The sequence below is a fragment of the Hyphomicrobium sp. B1 genome (assembly GCF_049532635.1).
GTDB lineage: Bacteria > Pseudomonadota > Alphaproteobacteria > Rhizobiales > Hyphomicrobiaceae > Hyphomicrobium_B.
This window is the reverse complement of record NZ_CP134871.1, coordinates 2242345-2265570: the sequence shown is the minus strand read 5'-3', so window position 1 is coordinate 2265570 and position 23226 is coordinate 2242345. Positions and strand designations below refer to the sequence as shown.

21 protein-coding genes are annotated in these 23226 nt (G+C 59.5%); 8 read left to right on the top strand and 13 right to left on the bottom strand.

Annotated features, from left to right (window positions below):
• Nucleotides 1–46 precede the first annotated feature (46 nt).
• Nucleotides 47–1282, top strand: a complete 1236-nt coding sequence (locus RLW55_RS10885) for an ATP-binding protein (protein ID WP_423416405.1) — start codon at nt 47–49, stop codon at nt 1280–1282.
• Here RLW55_RS10885 and RLW55_RS10880 read toward each other — a convergent pair.
• The 4 genes from RLW55_RS10880 to RLW55_RS10865 form a co-directional block, all read right to left on the bottom strand.
• Nucleotides 1265–2269 (bottom strand): zinc metalloprotease HtpX, encoded by a 1005-nt coding sequence (locus tag RLW55_RS10880; protein WP_423414184.1) that lies wholly within the window; start codon nt 2267–2269, stop codon nt 1265–1267. The two genes, RLW55_RS10885 and RLW55_RS10880, sit on opposite strands and share 18 nt — an antisense overlap.
• A 250-nt stretch (nt 2270–2519) precedes the next feature.
• On the bottom strand, nt 2520–2987 hold the full coding sequence (locus RLW55_RS10875; RefSeq protein WP_423414183.1) for a hypothetical protein: 468 nt from the start codon (nt 2985–2987) through the stop codon (nt 2520–2522).
• A 90-nt stretch (nt 2988–3077) separates the two neighbouring features.
• Nucleotides 3078–3950 (bottom strand): hypothetical protein, encoded by an 873-nt coding sequence (locus RLW55_RS10870; protein ID WP_423414182.1) that lies wholly within the window; start codon nt 3948–3950, stop codon nt 3078–3080.
• An 827-nt stretch (nt 3951–4777) separates the two neighbouring features.
• Nucleotides 4778–5839 (bottom strand): SH3 domain-containing protein, encoded by a 1062-nt coding sequence (locus tag RLW55_RS10865; RefSeq protein WP_423414181.1) that lies wholly within the window; start codon nt 5837–5839, stop codon nt 4778–4780.
• Between the two features lie 275 nt (nt 5840–6114).
• Here RLW55_RS10865 and RLW55_RS10860 point away from each other — a divergent pair, with 275 nt between their 5' ends.
• Complete coding sequence (locus RLW55_RS10860) at nt 6115–7017, top strand: polysaccharide deacetylase family protein (RefSeq protein ID WP_423414180.1); 903 nt, start codon at nt 6115–6117, stop codon at nt 7015–7017.
• 149 nt (nt 7018–7166) lie between these two features.
• Nucleotides 7167–7637 carry a nuclear transport factor 2 family protein gene (locus tag RLW55_RS10855; RefSeq protein ID WP_423414179.1) on the top strand — a complete coding sequence of 157 codons (471 nt, stop codon included), beginning with the start codon at nt 7167–7169 and terminating at the stop codon, nt 7635–7637.
• 23 nt (nt 7638–7660) lie between these two features.
• On the opposite strand, the gene RLW55_RS10850 is transcribed toward RLW55_RS10855, so the two are convergent.
• On the bottom strand, nt 7661–9403 hold the full coding sequence (locus RLW55_RS10850) for a cytochrome c biogenesis protein DipZ (RefSeq protein WP_423414178.1): 1743 nt from the start codon (nt 9401–9403) through the stop codon (nt 7661–7663).
• 253 nt (nt 9404–9656) lie between these two features.
• Nucleotides 9657–10694, bottom strand: a complete 1038-nt coding sequence (locus RLW55_RS10845) for a glutamine synthetase beta-grasp domain-containing protein (protein WP_013948732.1) — start codon at nt 10692–10694, stop codon at nt 9657–9659.
• 437 nt (nt 10695–11131) lie between these two features.
• Here RLW55_RS10845 and RLW55_RS10840 point away from each other — a divergent pair, with 437 nt between their 5' ends.
• The gene (locus RLW55_RS10840; RefSeq protein ID WP_423414177.1) at nt 11132–11389 is read left to right on the top strand and encodes a DUF2735 domain-containing protein; all 258 of its coding nucleotides are present in this window, start codon (nt 11132–11134) and stop codon (nt 11387–11389) included.
• Nucleotides 11390–11606: 217 nt separating this feature from the next.
• On the opposite strand, the gene RLW55_RS10835 is transcribed toward RLW55_RS10840, so the two are convergent.
• A complete protein-coding gene (locus RLW55_RS10835) occupies nt 11607–12548 on the bottom strand; it encodes a glutaminase (RefSeq protein WP_423416404.1) in 942 nt (313 codons plus the stop codon).
• 149 nt (nt 12549–12697) lie between these two features.
• Complete coding sequence (locus RLW55_RS10830) at nt 12698–13507, bottom strand: SDR family NAD(P)-dependent oxidoreductase (RefSeq protein ID WP_409560772.1); 810 nt, start codon at nt 13505–13507, stop codon at nt 12698–12700.
• 115 nt (nt 13508–13622) lie between these two features.
• Here RLW55_RS10830 and RLW55_RS10825 point away from each other — a divergent pair, with 115 nt between their 5' ends.
• Nucleotides 13623–14651: a GlxA family transcriptional regulator gene (locus tag RLW55_RS10825; protein WP_409560773.1), complete on the top strand. Its 1029-nt coding sequence runs from the start codon at nt 13623–13625 to the stop codon at nt 14649–14651.
• Between the two features lie 514 nt (nt 14652–15165).
• Here the strand turns inward: RLW55_RS10825 and RLW55_RS10820 are convergent.
• Nucleotides 15166–16725 (bottom strand): alpha/beta hydrolase, encoded by a 1560-nt coding sequence (locus RLW55_RS10820; RefSeq protein WP_423414176.1) that lies wholly within the window; start codon nt 16723–16725, stop codon nt 15166–15168.
• 170 nt (nt 16726–16895) lie between these two features.
• Here RLW55_RS10820 and meaB point away from each other — a divergent pair, with 170 nt between their 5' ends.
• Nucleotides 16896–17897, top strand: coding sequence for a methylmalonyl Co-A mutase-associated GTPase MeaB (gene meaB, locus RLW55_RS10815; RefSeq protein WP_423414175.1), 1002 nt, complete (start codon nt 16896–16898; stop codon nt 17895–17897).
• Nucleotides 17898–17903: 6 nt separating this feature from the next.
• Here meaB and RLW55_RS10810 read toward each other — a convergent pair whose 3' ends face one another.
• The 3 genes from RLW55_RS10810 to RLW55_RS10800 form a co-directional block, all read right to left on the bottom strand.
• Nucleotides 17904–19040, bottom strand: coding sequence for an alpha/beta hydrolase (locus RLW55_RS10810; protein ID WP_423414174.1), 1137 nt, complete (start codon nt 19038–19040; stop codon nt 17904–17906).
• Between the two features lie 201 nt (nt 19041–19241).
• The gene (locus RLW55_RS10805) at nt 19242–19982 is read right to left on the bottom strand and encodes a Crp/Fnr family transcriptional regulator (protein ID WP_409560777.1); all 741 of its coding nucleotides are present in this window, start codon (nt 19980–19982) and stop codon (nt 19242–19244) included.
• A gap of 359 nt (nt 19983–20341) precedes the next feature.
• A complete protein-coding gene (locus RLW55_RS10800) occupies nt 20342–21793 on the bottom strand; it encodes a sugar transferase (RefSeq protein WP_423414173.1) in 1452 nt (483 codons plus the stop codon).
• A gap of 295 nt (nt 21794–22088) precedes the next feature.
• Here RLW55_RS10800 and RLW55_RS10795 point away from each other — a divergent pair, with 295 nt between their 5' ends.
• On the top strand, nt 22089–22334 hold the full coding sequence (locus RLW55_RS10795) for a transcription termination/antitermination NusG family protein (RefSeq protein ID WP_423416403.1): 246 nt from the start codon (nt 22089–22091) through the stop codon (nt 22332–22334).
• On the opposite strand, the gene RLW55_RS10790 is transcribed toward RLW55_RS10795, so the two are convergent.
• On the bottom strand, nt 22219–22476 hold the full coding sequence (locus RLW55_RS10790) for a hypothetical protein (RefSeq protein ID WP_423414172.1): 258 nt from the start codon (nt 22474–22476) through the stop codon (nt 22219–22221). The genes RLW55_RS10795 and RLW55_RS10790 overlap by 116 nt on opposite strands.
• A gap of 184 nt (nt 22477–22660) precedes the next feature.
• On the opposite strand from RLW55_RS10790, the gene RLW55_RS10785 reads away from it, so the two are divergent.
• Complete coding sequence (locus RLW55_RS10785; protein WP_423414171.1) at nt 22661–23125, top strand: PilZ domain-containing protein; 465 nt, start codon at nt 22661–22663, stop codon at nt 23123–23125.
• Nucleotides 23126–23226 lie beyond the last annotated feature (101 nt).

Sequence of the window (23226 nt, the reverse complement as noted above, 5' to 3'; positions counted from 1 at the left end):
CTCACCTTTGGTCACGACGCCTGGCGCGTTTCCGCTCCCGAACCAAATGGCTGCCATCGTCGAGCTGCTCGAGACGACGGATGGTGCCGGCCGAGAGACTGTTCTCAACGCTGTGAGAAGCGATACGCTCGGCGTCGAGATTGCCGACAAAGCTCCGGTAGTGGCCGTCGATCAACGGCGGCTCAAGGGGATTGAATGGCTGGTCGAACGTTACGTCAATGAACTCGGCAACCGCGAGGTGATTGCGGTCTCCGGCCCGACCGACACGGGCATGGTTGCCGACATTCGCCCAGGGAGCCGGTGGATGCTGACGCGCCGCATCGTCCGAATCGCAGTGGCTCTCAGAAGCGGCGGGTACGCCGTCTTTGAGCCGCGGGGCGAGATTTCGCGGCGATTTTTCGGCGTTCCGGCCGGCTATTGGCTGGCCGTGCTCGGTTCCCTCGTTGGCATCGCGGCGTTGTTCGCGGTCTGGCGCGAGGCGCGGCCTCTGAAAGAGCTGTCGCGCGCGGTAACGAGGTTCTCAGGCGATGGGACGCCGGTTGTGATTACGCCGCGCGGCGCGCCGGAACTCAAACGGCTGATCGAGGCAACGAACCGGATGCAGGAGCGCATCGCGACGCTCCTCCAAGGCCGGACCGTGCTGCTCGGCGCCGTGTCGCACGATCTCAAGACGTACATCACACGACTGAAGCTCAGAACCGAGATGATTTCGGATCCGGATCAGCAGGCGCGCGCCGAGCGCGATCTCGACGACATGACGGTTCTCATCGACGATGCTCTGGCGGTAGCACGTGGCGGGTCGGAACAGGTTCGCACGGGCGTCGTCGATCTTGGTGAAGTGCTCGGCACGCTCTGCGCCGATCATCCGAATGTCGAGTTGGAGCTTCCAGGCAATACCTTGACGCTGATGGGAGACGAGGTCGCGCTGCGGCGGCTTTTTACGAACCTAATCGACAACGCGCTCCGCTACGGTGCGAAAGCTCCGAAAGTGACGGCGGGCGCAATCGGCGGACGCGTGCGCGTTCTGATCGACGACGATGGCCCCGGCATTCCCGTTGCCGAGCGCGCGTTGGTCTTCGAGCCGTTCTACCGCCGCGAACCCTCGCGCAGCCGCGAGACCGGCGGCAGCGGCCTCGGGCTTGCGATCGCGAAGCAGATTGTCGAGCTTCACAATGGGTCCATCACGCTGGGAGACTCGCCGCGAGGCGGCCTTCGCGTCATCGTCGAGTTGCCGATGCGGGCCGAGAGGGCGTCGACCCAACCGCTACGCCGGTCGGCGTAACTGGGCTGCGCCGTAGAGCGGCGAGGCGCGCAGATGGCCGATGCGCTCGCTGGTAACCGGATGGCTGCGCAGATACGACGCGAGCCGGTCCTCGATATAGCCTTCGGGGATACCGCTCAGCGCACGATGATGATGCTCAAGCTTGGCAAGCGCCGTTTCGAGCGTGTTTGCATCGCCCGTCAACCCGAGAGCGAATGCGTCGGCCTCGATTTCACGGAAGCGGGATAGCGCAAGCATCAACAGCTCGGCGATTGCGGGGGCTCGCGTGAGCACCCACTGCAGCGAGGATTGCTGCTTGACGGCGCCGAAAGCGTGGATCGGTGCAAGGCCTGCCGCAGCGACGTCATTGATCGCGCGCTGCAACTGCGCTGCCCATGACATCGTCGCGCTGTCTCCATTGCAGATGTGCGCGATCTCGTGCGCGAAAATCGCCCCAACTTCTTTCGTGGTCATGCCACGCAGCAACCCTTCGGTGAAGGTGACGATCGCATCGTTCGGACCGCCGAATGCGTAGGCGTTCATCGCCCTCTGCCCGATCAGCACGCAGATGCGAGGCCGTTGCGGCAGCTTTGCGCGCCAGCAGATGCGATCGATTTCGGCGAACAGCTCGGGAGCGTCCGCGGGCTCGAGCGTGCGGATCGCAAAATGATCACGCGGAGTGTTTTGCATTTCCGGGCCGCGATCACGACACGGCGTGCCGCGCGCAACGGCGCGTCTTACGCCCTCGTCGCCGCCGACGATCCATCCGCATGATGCGAGGAGCAACAGCAATCCCGCACGGACGTGACGGGAGAGCCGGTCGTTTTCGGCACGTTGTGACTGCGGCTGAAACGGAGCGGACGAATTGCCTGAGCGGTCGCAAGGCGCGAACGCGCGGGAGGTATCGACCATGCCGCACGCAGCCGGGCTGCCTGGAATTCCATCAACATGGAATGGCGGCCATCGATTGGCGCGAAGGAAGGTGCCGAAATCTCCCGGTAAATCCACGATTTTCGCTGTTCCCCGATAAGCGACAAAAAGCTTATCAGGAGTTTTGCGAATTTCGCGCCAGTCACATCATTTTCCGTCAAAAAACTGACGAAAATGCCGGACGACCACAGGACTGAGGATTATCGGTCACGGTTTAGAGCAGTGATCTCGGGCGTCGGCGCACGCAGACAAGCAGCACAAACGCGCGGACGAATCGCCCGGCGCGTCCGTTGACAAAGCCTCAGCTCAACCGTCTCGTCTCGCGCACTCAGTGCACGGCTCGCCCCGATCCGTTTTGCTCGTTCTGTGCCCTCTCGCGGATGGGCGGCAGTTCGGGGCGAATGGAGCGAACGACGGTGATCGCGCGATACGCCTGCAGGATCAGAGCAAGCGCCGATTGATAATCGCGCGCATCGAACGCCCGCCGCGCCTGCTCGACGACACCGCTATAGGTATCGAGACCGGGATAGCGGCTGGCGTTTCGCTGAAGATATGCCGAGACGTTTCGGAGTGAGTCGAGGATGATATCTTCCGTGAAGGCAACGGCGGCTTGTTGCTCAAGTTGCGCGGCGTTACCACCAGCAAGATGCAACGGACCTTGCTGACCGAAAGCATCAGACTGAAAGCGCATCAATAATGGCACGAGATTTTCGAGTAGCCCGATGAGCGCTTGCGTATCCGCGCGCGTATCCTGCGATCTGCCGCCCTGATCGGAGCGCTGAGACTCGTTCGACATGCGTGATCCTCACTTCTTGAAATGGGGAAGAAAGCGCCGCCCACGAAAGGGCGGCGCTTCCGGTTGGCTTGGGGAGAGCGAATGCGGGCGTCAGCAGGCGCCGCGCTGCATGTTCGGCTGCTGATTGATCGTCTGGAGGTTCGCGATCACCTGCGGAAGGGCGGCCGTCAACTGACGGACGATCTCGCCGACTTCGACTTGGTTCAGCTGACGCTGCTGGCCCATGCCCTGATTGCCGCCAAAGGCGGCGTGGCCCTGATTGCCACCAAAGGCGGCGTGGCCCTGATTGCCGCCGAAGGCTGCCTGACCGAACGGTCCGAACGCGTTCGGTTGGTTCTGACCAAAGAGCGACAACTGATACGGGTTCTGATTGCTGTAGCCGTAGGCGCCCTGATTGTGCTGACCCGGATTGTTCCAACCCTGGTTATTCCAGCCCGGGTTGCCCCAGCCGAGATTGAGACCCTGGCCGCCGCCGTAGGCGGCGTTACCATAAGACCCCTGCTGGCCCTGTTGCTGCAGGAGGCCGACGATCTGGGGAATGACAGGCAGTATCTGGCGAACCACCTCATTCACATCCTGCTGCGAAAGATTGCGCGCGGCTCCGCCATAAGCTGCTCCGAACCCAGCGCCGTAACCGCCCTGACCGAAGGCAGCCTGCGACTGCTGGGCCTGAGCGATGACCTGCGGCAGGATCGGCATAAGCTGGCGAACGACCTCACCGACGTCGTGATGAGACAGCTGCCGCTGGCCGCCGAACTGACCACCGAAATTCTGGCCGCCGAAGTTCGGACCATAGCCGAAGGCCGACTGCCCTAATCCGGCGTTCCAGGCGTGCTGAGGCTGGGAGAAAGCCTGTGCACCCCATGCCTGACCCCAAGCCTGCGCGGGGTTCGGGTTCCAGCCGCCGTAGTAGCTGTTGGGATTCTGTTGAAAGGCGTTCTGGAGGTTATCGCTGTGAATCATAGTCAGGTACTCCTCGAGCGATGCATGACCATCGATGAACGGAGCCACACCAAGACCTTGGTGCGCCTCTTGGAGACGTGCCTTGCGACACGGGCCGCCATTCCGACGGCGTCTGTTAGGTGGCATTCAGTCCGCTCAATTCCAGGTCCTAATTCAGATTATTTTTCCCTTTTTATTTCGCATCGATATTCAATGATTTCAGCACATTATATTTGACGCAATAATTCTTATTTGACTCGCATAACCACATAAGAAAAGCGACAAAGCGCGCTGCATTCCACATGCCATTTTGAATCCTTCAAAACTCACCATCAACCTGAAAAACAATAGTTTTTTATGTGTCCGATATTTCACAAATATAAAACATGCGTGTTTTATCTATTCGGCAGCACCGTTTATTCTGCAGAAGAAAATCAATTGCCGGATATACGACAAAATATATCTCACGGCATATGCCCATGAGCCTAAATACGAATCACCTATTCCGCACCAGAAAAACACCCGGATCACATTGAACCGCAATTCGCAATCAATTGTGATCCGATGTTATTTGCCCCGCTCGGAGCATGAAGCACAAGATCTGCCACCCAGTTGCGGGGCCGCCATCGCGAACGAGCGCTGATGTCTCGCCATACGAGGTTTGGCGGCCTGTTTGTCTCCGTGCTGCTCGCGCCGATGCGCGAGTGGCGCGCCGTCAGCTGCACGCGCTAGCGCGGCAGCATTTCACAGCAAGGTTTTGAGGCACGACGGTCAAACGCAAAACGCCGCCGACCGCCTAGGAGCGGAACGGCGAAAGCATTTCTGTCAGGAAGCGCCGCTGAAGCGCATCAGGGAGCCGGATCCCAGTAATTCGGCTCCGAAACCGCAGCGGTGTTTGCAGCGGTCTCTTCGGTGAGATAGCGGCGATTGACCCAGCCCACGAGCGTCTGGTGCTTCACGGGGCACCAGTCGTTCTGGCATGGCCCGGTGATGGTGATGCCGCGGCTGTTGGGCGGAATGCCGCCGACGGTCTCGTAGTCAGACGATGGACCGGTGCGAATGTTGAGAACGTCGCTCGGATCGACGCCAGCAACGCGAAACGGCTTCCGATCAGCGCGCGGGGCTTGGATCTTCGCGACTTCGACTTTTGCGCGATGGGTCCTGGCGGCGACCTTGACCGACGTAAAAAACTGCGGCTTCACCGATGCGACGGCGACGGGATCGTGATGTTGCGGCCGGACCGCCGGACGCGGCGCGGGAACATGGAAGGCGACGGTCGTCGTCTCGGCGTCAATATGTTTCGGCGCGGCCGCAGCTACAGCCACTGTCGACGTATTGGAATGAGAAGCTTGCTGGGAGGCGCGAGTCTTGGCCTCGGCCGTGGGTGCAGAAGCCTGAAGCGTCGAAGGTTTCGCCTCCGGCTCATTCGCAGCCACCGCGACCTCAGGCTTCTTTTCCACGCGCTTGCGTACCGGAGCCGCCGGCTTCTTTGCCTCGGCGACGATCGTGGCAGGCTTGGCGACAGGCGTGCCACGTTCGACGATGGTTCCGGTGCCGGTGTCGCCGTTGTCCTTCCGCCAAGTGAAGCGGTCGCCGTTCAAAATGATCGTGGCGCACCGCTGCTCGGCGTCAAACCAGCGAAACCACTTGAAGCAAACTTTATTTTCGGTGACCCACCAGCGGCCACGATCCTTGGAGGCACCCAGTACCGCGCCCAGGGCGGTGCCTGCCTCACCTGACATCAGGCCATCGTGGCCGATGTGAACAGAAACGGTGCTCCCGACAGGTGTGTCGAGTGCCAAATGCGATCCGCCAAGCGTCGTTTTGATGGCTTCGCCCGTGAGCTGGACCTCGCCAGCCGCGACGGGGCTTGCAGCAAAACAGCCAAGCAACAGAACGAATTTACGCACATCAGCTCCTGCACGGGTCAAGGTAAAGACTTTGCTAGCTAAGTGTGGCAGAGATTCGATTGCAGCCGGGTAAATGAACGTGCCTATACGACCAATGCCGGGTGCGGTGTCCTGACTCATGCCAGGACACTTGTCGGGCAGCTTAAGATGTATGCGCTATTGCCACGACGTGTTGTATTGACGAACCATCTCAGGCTGAGCAGAAGTCTCACTCACGGTGGTCGTTTCTGGACCTCTACCTGCTTTGATTTCATGGCCCTTTGGGGGTGGGCGACATGCGGCTGATTTGGAAGCTAAGCTTTGTGATGTCGGCCGTAATGACAGCAGGCCTGCAGATGCCCACCGCAGTGCGCGCCGAGGACACGTGCCCGAAAGGGACGCTCGGAGTATCGCGAACGATCGAAGTGGATACGACGGGCGGCCCGTGGTTTGGCGAGCCGCATGGGGATCCGAAATTTCTCGCGCCGGGCGAAGTCGTATTGACCTTCGACGACGGCCCCTCGCCGCAGGACACGCGCAAGGTTTTGGCCGCTCTCGCCAAGGAATGCACCAAGGCGACGTTCTTCATGGTTGGAGAGATGGTGGCCCTCCATCCGGAGGTCGTCAAAGAAGTCGCCGAACAGGGACACACGATCGGAACGCATACCTGGTCTCATCCCAACGTCGCGCGACTGACGCTTCCCGAGATCAAGCAGGAAGTCGAAGCGACTTTCGATATCGTCCAGAAGAACAGCCCCGAACCGGTCGCGCCGTTTTTCCGCTATCCTTATCTCAGCAGCAGCAAGCTGTCGGAAGACTATTTCAAGAGCCGCAACATTGCTCAGTTCGCGGTTGACGTCGATTCGAACGACTGGCGTGTGCGGAGTTCGGCTCCGGTTATTGCGCGTGTGATGGCGGGGCTCAAGGCGCGCGGTCGCGGCATCATCCTGATGCATGACATTCATAAGTGGACGGCCGACGCCGTTCCCCAACTGCTCGCAAAGCTGAAGGCGGGGGGCTACAAGGTCGTTCAGCTCAAAGCCAAGGCGCCGGTGCAGGTCATCGCCGACGTATCGCCGCCGGCGCCGAAGCCGGTCACCAAGCGCAGCTCGCGAAAGATCAAACGCAAGGCTTATACAAAATATTCCTCACACGCTCGAAGGGCTTCGCTTCGACGAAAATCAGCCCTCGTCGAATAGCGTATGGCCGTCATCCGTCAACACTGCATGATCGCACATGCATTGCGCGCATACCGCCATAAGCAATTTTGATTTGCACTGAACGTCGATCCGGGCGAGCCTCCATTTTGTTAACATTCGGCACAGTGTTTCGGCGCCGTGCGGAACGAATGCGAAATAGCCAGAGATCATCGCCCATCAATATCGAAATCATCAGAGCGATATTGGAATCCGCCCAGGAGTCATGGAACTCCGGAAGCGTCGAAGGCGTGCTGGCTAAATACCTAGAAGACGTCATCTACACTACGAATACCGGTGGTCCCAACGGCGAATCTTTGACTATTCGGGGAAAGGAAGATGTTCGCCGCCGCTATCTCGGCGCTATGGCACTCATCGAAAGTCGCTCACGCATCGAATATGTTCGGTGGGACAATGGCCTCGTGCGGACACGGCTTGTCGCCACGATGCGGCATCGCGAAACGGGCATCGAATTGACCGTACGGCTTCGGCAGCTCATCCGCTTCAGGGGATTTCTGATCGCAGAGATCCAGGACTTCCACGACGCCGCCAAATTGGCCGCGTTCTGGCGATTTGTGGGAGCCACTCTGGAGCACCCACAGCAGAAAACAGAATCCGTCTGATAGATCTGCCGTCGCAGGGGCTATCAGCCGAACGTGAAAGCGAAAGCCTGCACGCCGGGATCGAGAAACTCGATCTTGAACGTGCGATCTGCGATCGTTCCCGATTGACGGACAAGCTGATAGAGCCGCTGCGTCGTGACCGTGCCATTGCCGCTCGCGTCAGTGTCCTCGCCGTGACCGGCATCCGGCGCTTTCCCATCGATCGTGACCTTGAAGCGCACGGGCTTGCCGTCCGGCCCTGGCCCCAAAACGAGGTGCAGATCGCGTGCATGGAACCGAAAGCTGATGCTGCCACCTGCCGCATTTAGCGCGGCATGCTCCGGCGTGATGGTCCAGTTGCCATTCAGGGCCCAGTCGTTCAGCTCATCGGGCTTGCCAGTATAATCGTGGGAGGCGTCGCGGATCGCGCCACCCGGCGAGACAAAGTTTTCCGCGCGACGGTAACCCACATACGTCTCGGGTGACTTGACCGTCTCGGATGGCTGCGCCTCGATGCCCGAACCATCGACCGAGACGATGCCGGTCGAGACATTCTTGTGTCCGGCTTCAGCAAGCAGTTTCTGAATCACGCGCTCGGAGCCATCATAGTCTCCCTCGCCGAAGTGATGGTGACGGATGTTGCCATTGGCGTCGATGAAGTAGTGCGCAGGCCAATACTCGTTATTGAAGGCGCGCCAGATCGCGTAGTTGTTGTCGATGGCGACTGGGTACGTGATACCGAGATCCGAGACCGCCTGCTTGACGTTCGCGATCTTCTTCTCGAAGGCGAACTCTGGCGCGTGGACGCCGATGACGACCAAACCTTCGGCCTTATACTTCTTTGCCCAGGCTTCGACATACGGCAGTGCGCGCAAGCAGTTGATGCACGAGTAGGTCCAAAAATCGATCAGGACGACCTTGCCCTTCAACGCCTCGCGCGTCAGCGGCGGAGAGTTGAGCCATTCGACCGCGCCATCGATTGAGGGCATCTTGCCTTCGATGGGAAGCTCGCCTTTGTCGTTCGACGCGACGGCGGTTTCGGCATTCGGCATCATGGAGCGTCCGCCGAACATATCGACCAGACGCTGTTCGAGAGAGGCCGTGCTAGCAAGCGACAGACGGGTAAGAACGCCCGTGTCGGCGCCCATTGCGATGGCGCCCGCCGCGACCAAGACGAGGACGCCGACGCCGCGGCGCACCCACTCACCGACTCCGAGCGAGCTCTTCATGGCGGCGAATACACGTCCACCCGCCAGCAGTGCCAGAGCGAGCGATGTCGCTGCGCCCGCCGCATAGGCGAGCAGTAGCAACGTCGTCGTCGCGCTTGCGCCGTTAAGTGCAGCACCTGTCAGGATGAGACCGAGCACGGGACCGGCACAGGGCGCCCATAGCAAGCCGATGGCGACACCGAGCAGCAGCGATGGCCAAATCGCGGCATGGCCAGCGGCGGCGCTGTCAGCGCGTTTCGATAGCCGGTCGCCGAGCGTGACGAGCGGATGGGTGAGACGTTCGGAAAGGCCGGGGAAGACGAGCGCAAGGCCGAACAGCGCGACCAGAATGAGCGCGGCATAGCGGCCATATTCGTTTGCGGCAACGGCCCAACCGCCGCCGACAGCCGCCAGCGTCGCAACGACAGCGAACGTCGCCGCCATGCCAATGAGAGTCGGCAAGCCGCTTTGCAGGAACGGCTTATCGGCTCGCGCGAAGACGAATGGCAGCACCGGCAAAATGCACGGACTGACGATGGTGAGGACACCGCCGACGTATGCGAGGAGGAGCAGGAGCATTTCCGGTCTCTATCCTAAACGAACTGTCATGAGCCAGCTCTCAATCGAAAGCTATGGCCGTTGCTCATCAGTACGTGGCGTCGAGATCGGACGTTACAATGTTCACGCGGCGCGGGTGTTCACCCAAAATAGAGGCGGTCCCAGACGTGAATGCGCAGCGCAAAATGGTGTTTGAGTGCCTGGGCCAGAAGGGGCGCCTCGTCCCAGATAAACTCGTGGCGCCGACTGCAAGAGCCGGCGCCACGATAATGCGTTAGGCAGCCTTCGCAGCAGCGCCAGCCGGCACTTCCGAGATCGTCTTCAGAACCTGGGACGCGATCGCGTATGGGTCGCCCTGCGAGTTCGGGCGGCGATCTTCAAGGTAGCCCTTGTAGTTGTTCTTCACGAACGAGTGCGGAACACGGATCGAAGCGCCGCGGTCGGCAACGCCGTAGCTGAACTTGTTCCACGGCGCGGTCTCGTGCTTGCCGGTCAGACGCTTGTCGTTGTCCGGGCCGTAGACGTTGATGTGGTCCATCAGGTTCTTGTCGAAGGCTTTCATCAGCGCTTCGAAATAATCCTTGCCGCCGACCGTGCGCATGTACTCGGTCGAGAAGTTGCAGTGCATGCCCGAGCCGTTCCAGTCGGTGTCGCCGAGCGGCTTGCAATGGAACTCGATATCGACGCCATACTTTTCCGTGAGACGGAGAAGCAGGTAGCGCGCCATCCACATCTCGTCGGCAGCCTTCTTGGAGCCCTTACCGAAGATCTGGAATTCCCACTGGCCTTTCGCCACTTCGGCGTTGATGCCTTCGTGGTTGATGCCGGCAGCCAAGCAGAGATCAAGGTGTTCTTCGACGATCGAGCGGGCAACGTCGCCAACGTTCTTGTAGCCGACGCCGGTGTAATACTCGCCCTGCGGTGCCGGATAGCCTTCAGCCGGGAAGCCGAGCGGACGGCCGTTCTTGTAGAAGAAGTATTCCTGCTCGAAGCCGAACCATGCGCCGGAATCGTCCAGAATGGTCGCGCGCTTGTTGGAAACGTGCGGCGTGACGCCGTCGGGCATCATGACTTCGCACATGACCAGTACGCCGTTGGTGCGCGCCGGATCGGGATAGTGAGCAACCGGCTTCAGAACGCAGTCAGAGCTCGAGCCCTCAGCCTGCTTCGTGGAGGAACCGTCGAAGCCCCACAGCGGGAGATCCGCGAGATCAGGGAACGAGCTGTATTCCTTGATCTGTGTCTTGCCGCGCAGGTTGGGCACGGGCGTGTAGCCATCGAGCCAAATATACTCAAGTTTGTACTTCGTCATTCTGGACAGCTCCCTAAGTTGACGTCTGTGGAATTCCTATTGGATGCGCGGCCGCCGATCGCAGGGCTGGCTGCGTGAACCCGAAGGCGCGTTGGGCGCGACGTACGCGCACCAGCGTCGATGGAACATGGCGCTCATTGAGATATCCATGGTGAAGCCGCCATCACGCCGTCGGGCAACGTTAACAGCGGCTTCGAACATGCCTCCAGACACATTCCCGGCGAAGAGGCAGTCGCTCTCGACCTGGGAATCGTCAGTCAGCATCGAACCTCCTCAAATGAAGCATGGCCATCGGAGCCAAGGCTTGCGGCGGAACACAACGATGACTACGTGCGTTCAACAGCGCTGGCAATGCTACCGAAAGATGCAAAACCTAGCATGCCCATAATATAGGCAATTGCTGATTTCAATTGAGGCATCAGGAAAATCGGGCCATCATGAAGGACGAGCCGGTCATCTTTGACACCGGCGAAGCGAAACGCGAGGCAAAAATGGAAGAAAGGCAATTACGACCGACTGCTAAAATTTATCAGTTCCCCAAGGGCGGACGCACGGCTCTCCATGGTCAGGAGCGCTTGGTTAAGTCTGCCGCTGCAATCTTGCCGGCATGGCATTTCCGTAAAGTCGGATTCAGCGATTGCTGGTATCATGAAGAAGCCGTCGAAGAAGACGCGCGAGTGGTGCGTTGGAGTTGAGCATTTGCGCTCGTCCGTTCCGAAAAATCGACGACACGTCCGCTGAATGATCGCGCGAAGGGTTGGCTCGAACCTTTTGCGCGAAACGGATGAATCTCATCCGCTTCATTGAACTTCCATAAAATCAAATGCGATTTCTTTCCTGAGCATCCCGATGCGATGTTCGGCCGTTTTTGCGCGTGTCATCACCTTTACTGATTTGGCGGATGCACAGCCTTTACGCCCCGAAGATCGACCAGCCCATTTTCTTGGCGAGCTTTTCGAGCGCGATCTGGCCCAGCCGAGAATTGCCGGTAGTATCCAATCCCGGCGACCAGACGGCGATCGACGCCTTTCCGGGGGCGACAGCCAGGATGCCACCGCCGACGCCGCTCTTGCCCGGCAGACCCACGCGATAAGCGAACTCCCCGGAGCCATCGTAGTGGCCACACGTCAGCATGAGCGCGTTGATCCGACGCGCCCGTTCCGGTTGCACAACGGCGAGGCCGGTTGAGGGATTGCTGCCATTTTGTGCAAGAAAGCGTCCCGCCATGGCTAACTGGCGGCACGACATGGCGATGGCGCAGTGGTGAAAATAGACACCTAGAGTAAAATCGACCGGGTTATCGAGAACGCCGAAAGATTTCATATAATTGGCGAGAGCAGCGTTGCGGAAGCCGGTTCGATGCTCGGATGCGGCGACTTCGTGGTCGATGGTGACGGTCGGATCATCGGCTAAAAATTGCATAAATCGCAAAATTTCACCCAGCGCCTCGCGCGGCTGGTGACCAGACAGAATCAAATCCGTCACAGCGATGGCGCCGGCGTTGATGAAGGGATTGCGCGGGATCCCCTGCTCGCGTTCAAGCTGGACAATCGAATTGAAAGGGCTGCCAGACGGCTCGCGGCCAACGCGCGTCCAGAGCCGGTTTCCCACCTTGCCCAGCGCCAGCGTCAGCGTGAAGACCTTCGAGATGCTCTGAATGGAAAACGGAACGTCGCCGTCGCCGCCGACAATGACGTTACCGTCCGATTCGATCACGGCGATACCGAAGTACTTGGGATCGACGCGGGCAAGCTCTGGGATGTACGAGGCGACCGTGCCGCGCTCAGACATGCCACGCATTTCGTCCACTATCTCTTCGACCACCGTCTGAAGTTTGCTCACCGAACTTTCCATCATGCCATTTGCGAACTGCTCACCTTCTAGCGGGCAGCCGTCAAATCGCACAAGTTCCGGAGCGGCGCTCAGCAAGCGACGCGGCGCGGTGAAGCGCCGCGCGCTCAAGGGCGGGCGGCTGATGATTGGTCAGACCAGATGTCTAACGCTCACGCCGTCTGCGCGGCCTTGATGCCATAGCGCGGCGCCGGATTGACGTTGCTGAGCTTGCCGGACATCGCTTTCCGAGCCGCCTCGTATGCCTCCCAGTCGGCAGCATCCTGCAACGCCGGGATCGTCACGACCTCACCGTTGTCGAGACCGGCGAGCGCGGCATCGACCATGTCCTCGGCCGACATCACCCATGACGACGGCATGTTCGAATGCGGAAAGCCGGCGATGTCCCAGAATTCGGTGGCGGTTGCACCGGGCAGAACGACCTGGATGCGCACGCCCTTGTCGGCCAATTCGTGCTGAAGCGATTGCGAAAAGGCGAGCACATAAGCCTTCGAGCCGCCGTAGACGCCGTTGAGCAGTTCCGGCGCGATGCCGACGATAGACGAGATGTTGATGATCGTCCCCTTCCCGCGCGACGCAAAGGCGGGTGCCACCGCGTACGCAAGACGCGTCAACGCCGTGACGTTGAGGTCGATCATCTCCACCATCTTGCCGATATCGGATTGAAGGAGCGGTACAGCGGAACCGAAGCCTGCATTGTTGACGAGCATCGTAACGGCTGGATTTTCCTTCAGCACGCTTTCGACTTTGGCCAGCGAGGCCCTGTCGTTCAGATCTGCGGGAAGGATTGTGACTGAGCGGCCGGTCGTGCTTGCGATCCGCGCCGCGACGTCTTTCAGACGTTCCTCGTTGCGGGCGACGAGGATCAAATCGTAACCCCGTTTGGCGAGACGGTCGGCGTAAATCGCGCCGATGCCGCTCGACGCGCCGGTAACGACGGCGGTGCCTTTCGATGCGCTCATAATGGTCAATCTCCGTAATTGCTGCATGCTGCGGCGATTACGTAGGCTTGCAGCGGCTTGGCTCAAACGACATATATGAGGCGTTTTAAGCCATGGCTCTTTTTAGGACGGGACAATGCGCGTCGGATTTCTGATCTACCCGAACTGCTCGATCATGGGCCTTGCTGTCACGACGGTGTTCGAAATGGCGAATTTCGTGCACGGCGAACCCGTGTACGAGCTTCATTTCGTTTCGGAAAAAGGCGGCCCGATCAAAAGCTCGGCGGGATTGGTTTTCGATACGAAGCGGGCCGGCGGCCTCGCGTTCGATACGCTCATCGTCGATGGCGCCAATGATCCAAAGCCGGCATCGCCCGGCGTCGTCAAATACCTGCAAGCATCCGAGCGCCGGTGCAGACGCGTTGCCGCGACCTGCACAGGGGCGCTCGTGCTCGGCGATGCAGGGCTACTCGACGGCAAGCGGGTAACGACGCACTGGCTTTTTGCCCGAACGCTGCAGGAGAAATGTCCGACGGCCCTCGTCGACGAGGATCGCATTTTCATCAACGACGGCAAGATCTGGACGTCGGCGGGCATGAGCGCGGGTATCGATCTCGCGCTGGCATTGGTGGAAGCCGATCTCGGCGCGGAGACCGCGCGCTCAGTGGCGCGGAAGCTCGTGCTTTATCATCGCCGGTCTGGCGGACAATCGCAGTTCTCCGAGCTTTTGGAGCTGGAGCCGAAGTCCGACCGCATTCAAACGGCCCTCAACTACGCGAAGAAGAATTTGCATCGCCCACTCACTGTCACGGATCTCGCCGGAGCTGCGCATTTAAGCCCGCGGCAATTCTCGCGCGCCTTTCGCGACGAGACGGGGCAATCTCCCGCAAAGGCAATCGAGTCGCTTCGCGTGGAGGCGGCCCGCATTTTGATGGAACAGTCACGACATTCGATCGACGTCGTTGCGCGACAGACAGGCTTTGCCGATCGCGGCCGGATGCGCCGCGCGTTTCTTCGTGTGTTGGGGCAGCCGCCGCAGGCCATCCGTCGCAACGTCCGACAAGAGACTGAGCACTTGCGCGGACAATCAGGCAAGGCGCGGCGTGCCGATAAGCCGTCCGTCACGAAAAAGCATGCGTCGCGCGGCACAGCTTCGGCTTTCTAGACGATTTTGCCGGAACCATCGGTGGCGGTCGCCGCGGTTTTCTTGAGCGTGTCAAGAATACTGACATTCCGGACAAGCCAAAAAGTTTCGCAACTCGTATTTTCTGAACGAAATTTACATTCGTGGCATATGCCACGAAGACGAGGCCTCCGCGGTTTTTTCTTTCACGCGCAGGCCGCAAACGCCGTGATGTAAGTCTTTGGAAGGATAGTTCTTAGTCCCCAATCCTGGAACTTTGGATCGGGTTCTCCGTTGAACTGCAATCTTGCCGGAGTTTGACCAGTGGATGGATATCTGAACGACATCCTGCTCGTGCTTTCCGTGATTGCAGCGCCAATCATTTTTTGCGTGTTGTTGTATTACGGACTGACAATCAAAGATCGCCACCATCACGATGAGGGCGAGCCCGGCAAGCAACCAGGGTCGAGCTCGGGAAATGCACAGCCTGGAGGAGATGCGGGCGCCAAATCGGCGTAGCTAAGCGTATCAAGCGAACGCCGCGCGACGTTCGCCGTCAGTTGGTTGCTTGAAAGCGCCAATACAGTCCGCCCGGACTTTCGACGGCAAGAATACTCTTCAAGCGTTTGTCCGGCGGCCGGACACCAAATTCAACAAGCGCCTTGACGTCATCGAGAAGCGCCGGGTTCTCGGCGTAGCCTGAATGATTGAGCCCCAGCGCATCGGTCGAGACGGCCGTTACGTCGATTGTGTCGACGCCGGGAATAATCAACGGGCCATCTTTCGGAACGTCGCCCGCGCGAGGAACGCCGCCCCAGAACCGTTGAGAATATCCAAGCGCCCGATCGTTTGAGGCGGCGTAGAGCGTTACACCCTTGGCGAAGTTTTTGATTTCACGCGCGATGATGTTGAACTTGTCTCGGTCGACATCCGGAGCCGCAAGAATGACTTGACTGATGACAACGCCTTGCGGAATTTTCGGCCGCAGCCGTTCGAGCACGCGCAGCAGCAGTTCGTTGCCCATCGAATGCGCGATGAGGCTGATGGACTTTGCGCCGCTCTTCTGGATGACCATGTCGAGAAATTCGGCAAGCATCGGCTCGGCCTGCTCGACGCTGCCATGATCATACGTATAGCTCGCGACATTGCCGCCAGATGGCCAGCTATAGAGGAACGGCACACCGTCGAAGCCCAGGTCGTAAGTGATCTGCGCCGTCCGGTAGAGGGCGCAATCGAACGACGTGTTGAACCCGTGGATGAAGACGAAGGCGTGGTTCTTGAACGTAGATGATTTCGCCAGTTGTTCCTTCACGAGCGCCAGCATCTGATCTTCCGTCAGGCTGGTGATCTCCTGCACGGTGAAGTGCTTATCGGGATCTTCCTTCTCGGCGTAGATCTTGATCTTGAAATACGGAATCTCGATCACACGTGGCCGCTCGATGTGCGGGACTTTATGGCTGAACGGCACGGTGATAAGCGCACGGCCAAGCTGCAGCTTGTGTCCGCGTTCGGAACCGAACTGAAGGCGCGTTGGATCGGGCTCGACCGCGCGATCCGTTCCGTAAAAAACCGGAACGACTTTATATTTCTTGTTCGGATCGGTTTCGACGGCAGCGCGACCGGCGGCGCCCGGTGCAGCTGGCGGCGGCATCGCAACGACGGGTGGTGGCGGCGGCGGTGCTGGAGATGGCGAAGCGGTGGGAGCGGCTCCGGCAGATTCTTCCTCAGGTGGCCGAGCAGCGCCGGCGGGTGAAGGTTCGGACGATGGCGGTTCAGCTGCGGTATCGGCATCCTCATCCGGCGCGGCAGCCTTCTTCTTGCGATAGTAATGATACGTTCCAGGCTTCTCTTCGCCGCCTGAGGCTTGGCTTTGCTCTTGCGCGTCGGATGGTTCGGGAGCCGCTGGCTTAGGCGCGCTCGCCTCCGGTGCAGGAGGGGCAGCAGGTGCGGGCGAGCCCGCAGGCGCTTCCTCGATGGAGCGCGATTGATTATCGGCTGTCTTGCCGATTTTGGGGACTTCGGAGCAGGCCGTCAGCAGGCCGCATGCGATAATGGCCGTCAGGCCGATCCTTGCGAGCGATGCCGGCCGCCGCCAGCGTTCGGTAACCCACGTCACGCTACCCTCCCTCCAACGCCCCGCCTAAGGCTACGGAGCTTGGGCTCCGCAAGCAACCGGATCTATGGCATGTGATTGTGACGGCGAAGAGCGAAATCGCAGCTTGCAGCGGCGTCGTTTTTCTTGTCCAACGTCCCCTTTGTGAACGAACAGGATTCAGCATTTAAGCCATGGCCGTTACCGCACTCCCAGCACACAGAATTTCGGTTGCCGACTATGTGTCGGGCATTGCTGGCGGGGACCGGGCGATGCTGGCGCGCGCCATCACGCTTGTGGAAAGTTCGAACCCGGAGCATGGCCGCCTCGCGCAGAAGGTGCTGCAGGAGCTGTTGCCGAAAACCGGCAATGCCGTTCGCCTCGGCATCACCGGCGTACCGGGCGTCGGCAAATCGACGACCATCGATCAGCTCGGCATGAACCTGATCTCCGAGGGGCACCTCGTGGCGGTATTGGCGATTGATCCGACGTCGAAGCGTTCGGGTGGCTCCATTCTGGGCGACAAAACGCGGATGAGTTCGCTGGCGCAGGAGCGGAACGCCTTCATTCGCCCGTCGCCCTCGTCCGGCACGCTCGGCGGCGTGACGCGGCGCACGCGCGAGACCATGGCACTCGTCGAAGCGGCAGGCTTCGATGTGGTGATCGTGGAGACAGTGGGCGTCGGGCAATCGGAAGTCGCCGTTGCCGACATGGTCGATTTCTTTTTAGTGCTGCTGCTCGCAGGCGGCGGAGACGATCTTCAAGGCATCAAGAAAGGCATTATCGAGCTTGCCGACATGATCGCCATCAATAAGGCTGACGGCGACAACGTCAAACGGGCGGAGAGCGCGGCCGGCGACTACAAGAACGCGCTGCAGATTTTTACACCCCATGGCGCGACGTGGTTTCCGCCCGTGCTGACGGTTTCGGGGCGCGACAACCGCGGACTTAAAGAGCTTTGGGAAAAGGTTCTCGAACATCGCAAAACGATGTCGGAGACCGGCGAGTTTGCCAAGCGGCGGCAGGTTCAGGCCGTGTCATGGATGCGCGACATGCTGGAAGACCGGCTTATGGGCGCGCTCAAGGCCAATCCTCAGGTCGGAGCCGAGCTTCCGAAAATTGAAGCGGCCGTGCGCAACGGCACACTCCTGCCAACGCTCGCCGTCGACAAAGTCATGGCTATGATGGGGCTTTGACGTTTCTCACGCTTTGAGATGCGTATCGAAGAAGCCAACGATCTCATCGAAGGCCTCCTTCGTTTCCGGGACGAACGGCGTCAGGAACTGGGCATGGCTTTCGCCTTCGAAGACTTGCAAGATAGCATGGACGCCAGCCTGCCTGAGCTTGCGGTGCGTTCGGACCGTGTCACTCAGGATCAGATCGCGCGTGCCCGATGTGAGAATGGCGGGCGGAAAGCCGCGGAAATCGCCGAAGATCGGCGACAACTCGGGAAAGGTCAGATCGTGCGTTCCGGCGTACAGCGTCGTAGCCCCGTGAGCCCAGCCCGCCCCCGAGACAAGCGCATTGTCGACGTACGCGTTCGCCATGACGGTGTCGCCGGACCATGTCAGGTCTGCGCATGGGCTTGCCGGAGCGATGGCGCCGGGCAGCGGCAAACCCTGGGATCTCGCGCGTAAAATCGTCGACAGCGTCAGCCCGCCGCCCGCCGACGTACCAAAGATCGCCATCTTGCTTGGCTCATACGATGCCAGCAGCACGCGCCAGACGGCCGTTACATCGTCGAGCGCTGCCGGGAACAGATAGTCGGGCGCCATCCGGTAATCGATCGAGACGACGCGGCATTTGCTGTAGCCCGCCATCAGCATGCCCTCGCCCGCGCCAGCTTCGCCCGGAAACAGCACGAAGCCGCCGCCATGAATGTGAACCAGCAAGCGATTGCGATTGTTCGGCGCGATTTCCGGCGGCGTGATGACGAACACTGGCACGCCGGCCATCGTCGTGCTTTCGACGTGAAGGGAAAATTTCTCTTTGATCGCGGCGATATTGCTCGCCACTGACGCCGCGCTCTTGAGAGCAAGTTGCTTCCAGGCTGTCGCGTCCTGGGGAATGTCGTCCCAGCCTACCGGATATGGCGAGCCGATGATCGCCTGCAGCTCCGGACTCACGGTGGTGGGAACGGGCAGCACGCGTGCGGGGATTTTGCGGGGTGGCGGACCAGCTGTGGGCTGAGGCTGAGAAGGTGACGCGGGCGGCGCGGTCACCGCCTCCTCGGCTGTCACTGCCGATGGAATCAGAGCGGCCGCCAGGGACGTGCCAAGAAAGCCACGCCGCGAAACCGCACCCGGCTTGCTCAATGCCGTAAAAGGAAATCCGCTCATGATCGCTCCCTTCGATTGCGGGAACGAACAACGGGCATTCTTCCCCTCGCGTCAAGGCCAGGAAGCTGAGCGAACGTCGAGGCTTATTGGTCGGTCCGCGAACATAAGCAGCGCTGCCGTCGCCTACCGGTCAGCCAACTGCACGTCGTCATCAACCCACTCGATTTACCGGAGCGCACGGTACCTAGGCGGCAGGCGCACTTATTGAAGAGTGGCGCGCAACTCTTCGTCCGTCGCCGCGGCCCACTTAACCGGGACGTTCTCACGTTCCTCGGCAATGGATTCCAGGGCCGGTACGTCCTTGAGGCGGAGACCGTGAAGCGGTGCCGTCTCGATCAGTCCGCGCATCTCGAGTTGCATCAACGCGAGCGCAAGAAGGTCGACGCTAAGGCCGAGAAAATCGGCGATGACTCCGCAATCGACGGAGTCATCGATGAAGCTCGGATCACCACCTTCGTCGCGAATACGATGCGATACAGCGACGAGAAACGCGGCCAGACGAACCATTGGACGCTCACGTGCAGCACTCGCCAAGCTTTCGCGACGGAAGGCAAATTCGCGTTCGACGGCGTCGTGGTAGCGCGCTTTATTGTGCGGGTCGTCCTCAATGAGCCCTTCAAGAGCATCGCGTTCGAAACAACGGATCGTCGCGTCGACGGTCGCGCGGGCGTTGGCGGTGTGCCGGTCGAGGAAGCCCATGCCGACCAGCTCGCCAGCGAGCACATGCTCGATGATCTCAATGCGGAGGTCGGGGTGGATACGGTAAATGCACAGCGCGCCGGACTCGACCCGATACACTTTTGTTTTGATATCGCCGGCCTCGAACAAAAGCTCATTGCGGGCCAAGGTTCGGAGCGAGGTATCTGTGTCTTGAATTGTCAGCGCGGCGACATTGGCGGCGCCTGCCCCGTTGCCGTCACCGGCTATGTCCATCCGCAGCATACCTGAACTCCACACTGCAAATATGTTTGTCCTGCCGACTAGTTAACCACGCGGCGCCAGGGAAAATCTTTCGGAAAGGAATGAAATGTTCGTGCAGGGCAATACCGATATCGCGATCAACACGCAATAGACGTACGACTTTTATTTTGCCGCATTTTTTGAACCGGGTCTAATTCTTTCTAATAGGAACGCGCGCTATGCATGCGTCCCAGATGAGAGAAGACCGTTCAATCGTTGATATTGGCCCGCCGTTCATTTCCATTTTCCCGACGGCTCTTAACGCGGTGAAAGCCGTTAGGTTCCGGGCGTTGGAAGAACGGGCCAATCGAAGCTATGTCGTCGGAATGAAAAGAGATATTTCATACGGGTTTATGTTCCGCCATATCGGCCGACAGAATAGACGGCCGATCGTTGCGAACGAGCTGCCAAGCCTCGTGAATCGCGTTCGGGTCGACCCTCTCGCCAAATAAAACCATGCGTGCGGTCTGCGCGAGTATTTTCACGTCGAGTGTGAAGGATGCATTCCTGATATACCAAAGATCGAGAGCGGCTTTATCTTCACTCGAAATGTCACGGCCTCCTTTGATCTGCGCCCAGCCCGTCAGACCAGGACGGAGACACAAGCGGGCAGCAGGCGCGGACGGCTGATCAACCGGCAACAGGGGCCGTGGACCGACGAACGACATGTCGCCGACGAGCACGTTATAGATCTGGGGCAGCTCGTCGAGACGCATCCGTCGCAACAGGCGACCGACCGTAGAGACGCGCTCAGCATCTGTCAGGGCACGGCCTGCGTGATCCCGCGGCGGCCCCATCGTGCGGAATTTCAGTACCTTGATCGGCTTGCCGCGTGCACCAGGGCGCTGCTGCCAAAATATCGCCGGAGCGCCGACGTCGAGAAGAACCACCATTGCGACGACGAGAATCAACGGAGCAAATACCACAATGCCAACAAGCGCAGCGGTGGCATCGATGAAGCGCTTCCAGGGCAAATAGGTGTTGACCGAAGGCTCCAGGCCATCGCTGGCGGCATCGATGGCGGCATCGGCATTCTCTCGTAGACTATGGCGTAGCGGCAGCCAGTCGACGCGAAGCAGGCCGCCATCCTGCAACTGCACCAGCGCGGCCTGTGCTTTTCCCGAAAGTGCGGCCGGTGGCAATGTCACCACGATACGGTCGACGATGATGCCATGGACAGCGAGGTCGTGCAGAACTTCATAAACCGCTTCCGGCGTCCCGAGAATTTTACGCGATCTCAGCCTTCGGCCGTGGTGACGGCGGGAGGGAGACAGGATGCCGACGATTTCGTTTTCTCCTCCCGCTTCCTTGGCAGCGCCGCAGAGAAAGATGTCGGTCTGCGGACCGAGCCCCACTATCAATACGTTTTTGCGAAAGCCACCGACACTTCCATGGGGTACCCGTGCGCGGCGCCGGCGATCGTGGCGGATGCGCATTGCGACGCGCACCCCGATCAACGCGTAGAGCATCAGCAGACTCTGCAAGATCAGCAGATTGGGCGTGATCAGCACCGTCTGATCTAAAACGAGCGCCAGCGCTGTCGTGAGCGCGACAATCCCCACGGCGGCGCCGGCCACGTGCACGCCGTCACCCAGGGACGTGAAACGCCAGACGGTGCGGTTGAGACCGAAGATCAGCATTACAGGAATGGCCGCCGAGAGCGTGAAAGCCCCATACGCGCTTGCCGCCGCTATTGCGGACGCGACCGGTCCAGGCAGCGTGACAACGACGGCAATAAGCGTCGACATCGAAACGAGCAAGAGATCGACGACAAGCAAAACGAAACAATGCATTCCGACCACCCAAGCGAATCGAACTCTTTATATCTAGTCCTTTTTAATCATAAATGCACCCATTACTAATGTTCATCCACACCCTTCATCCGCTTCCGAAAATTCGCGTTTTTCGAGGTTCTGTGGGCAAAATTGGACTGAGGGGCGAGATTAGTATTTAGACATCCAGAAATTCTGTTATGATACTTATGGATCATTTTAGAGCCATGAGGGGCAATTCGTGGATTCTTCGACTGCTGACGATGCCGCGTGGATCGCGGTCAACGTGCATCCTAATCGCGAGCACACCGCGGAAATGCATCTTCGCAATCAGGGGTACGAGGTCTACGTTCCCGTGCTGCGGAAACAAATCCGGCATGCTCGACAAGTGCGCGAGGTATTGCGTCCGCTTTTTCCAGGCTATCTTTTTGCACGCCTCACACATTCTACCATGCGATGGCGGCCATCTGCCGCAGCGGCTGATGAAAATCGAAACGCGCCAAATCCTCTGAGCTTTGCCGATAGTCGCGCTCTTCGGCGGCCTTCATCGTGTGACGACTGACGATCTGAGACAATTCCTGAACAGTCCGCTTTCGCGCCGCTCCGGTAACGGCAAGGACGGTCAAGATTTCCTGGATCAACTGCTCTTCAAGTGCTGCATCCTGCCGGTAGGCTTCCAGAACAGCTTCGAGTTCGGGCCGCATCGCATTCTCCTAGAATCATATATGACTAGCCCTAGTTAACTAGTCCTACACGTAAAATGCAACGATCCATCCGTCGTGATCCAAGAGACGAAAATCGGATGCCAAGCGAATCCAAGATGTTCGGGAATTTTTCTCGATCCGCTGAGGATCCGAACAATTTGATTATAGTACTTATTGATCAAAAATGGCCGAGTTAGGCGCGCGGATACCCTTTTGTGCGCTCAATGTTTCCGCAGCGCTTCTCTCACGTAAAAGCGAGACATTCGGAGGCGAGATGGCAGCAACTATTTTATCGAGAAATTATTTGCGACGACGCGACGAGCGGCGGCGGGTCATGCTGCCTGCAATCGTCGAATGCCGCGGCGCGACCCAAAAGGTCAGAGTTATCGATTTTTCCGCCTTCGGCGTTCGCCTGGACAGCATCAAGGGACTTGCGACCGGCGACCCGGTGCACATTTCACTGGCGCCCGCGTTGATCATAGAAGGACAGATTGCCTGGTCCGTCTGGCACAAGGCGGGCGTGAAGCTTTTGGAGCCTTTGACGGACGATCACCCTGCTTACACCTTTCTGCTTGAGCAGGCGCGCGCCATCGAACGCACCAGGACGCTGGCTCTCGTATCTCTCGCCAAGGACCGCGCCAGAAGTTGAGCCGGGACGCGCGCCGGACGTGGGGCATCCGATGGACCTTGGTTGGTTTCCATTGCCAGTCTCGCGCAGGGTTAAACCGTTAGGTGAAAGATTGGGCCGGT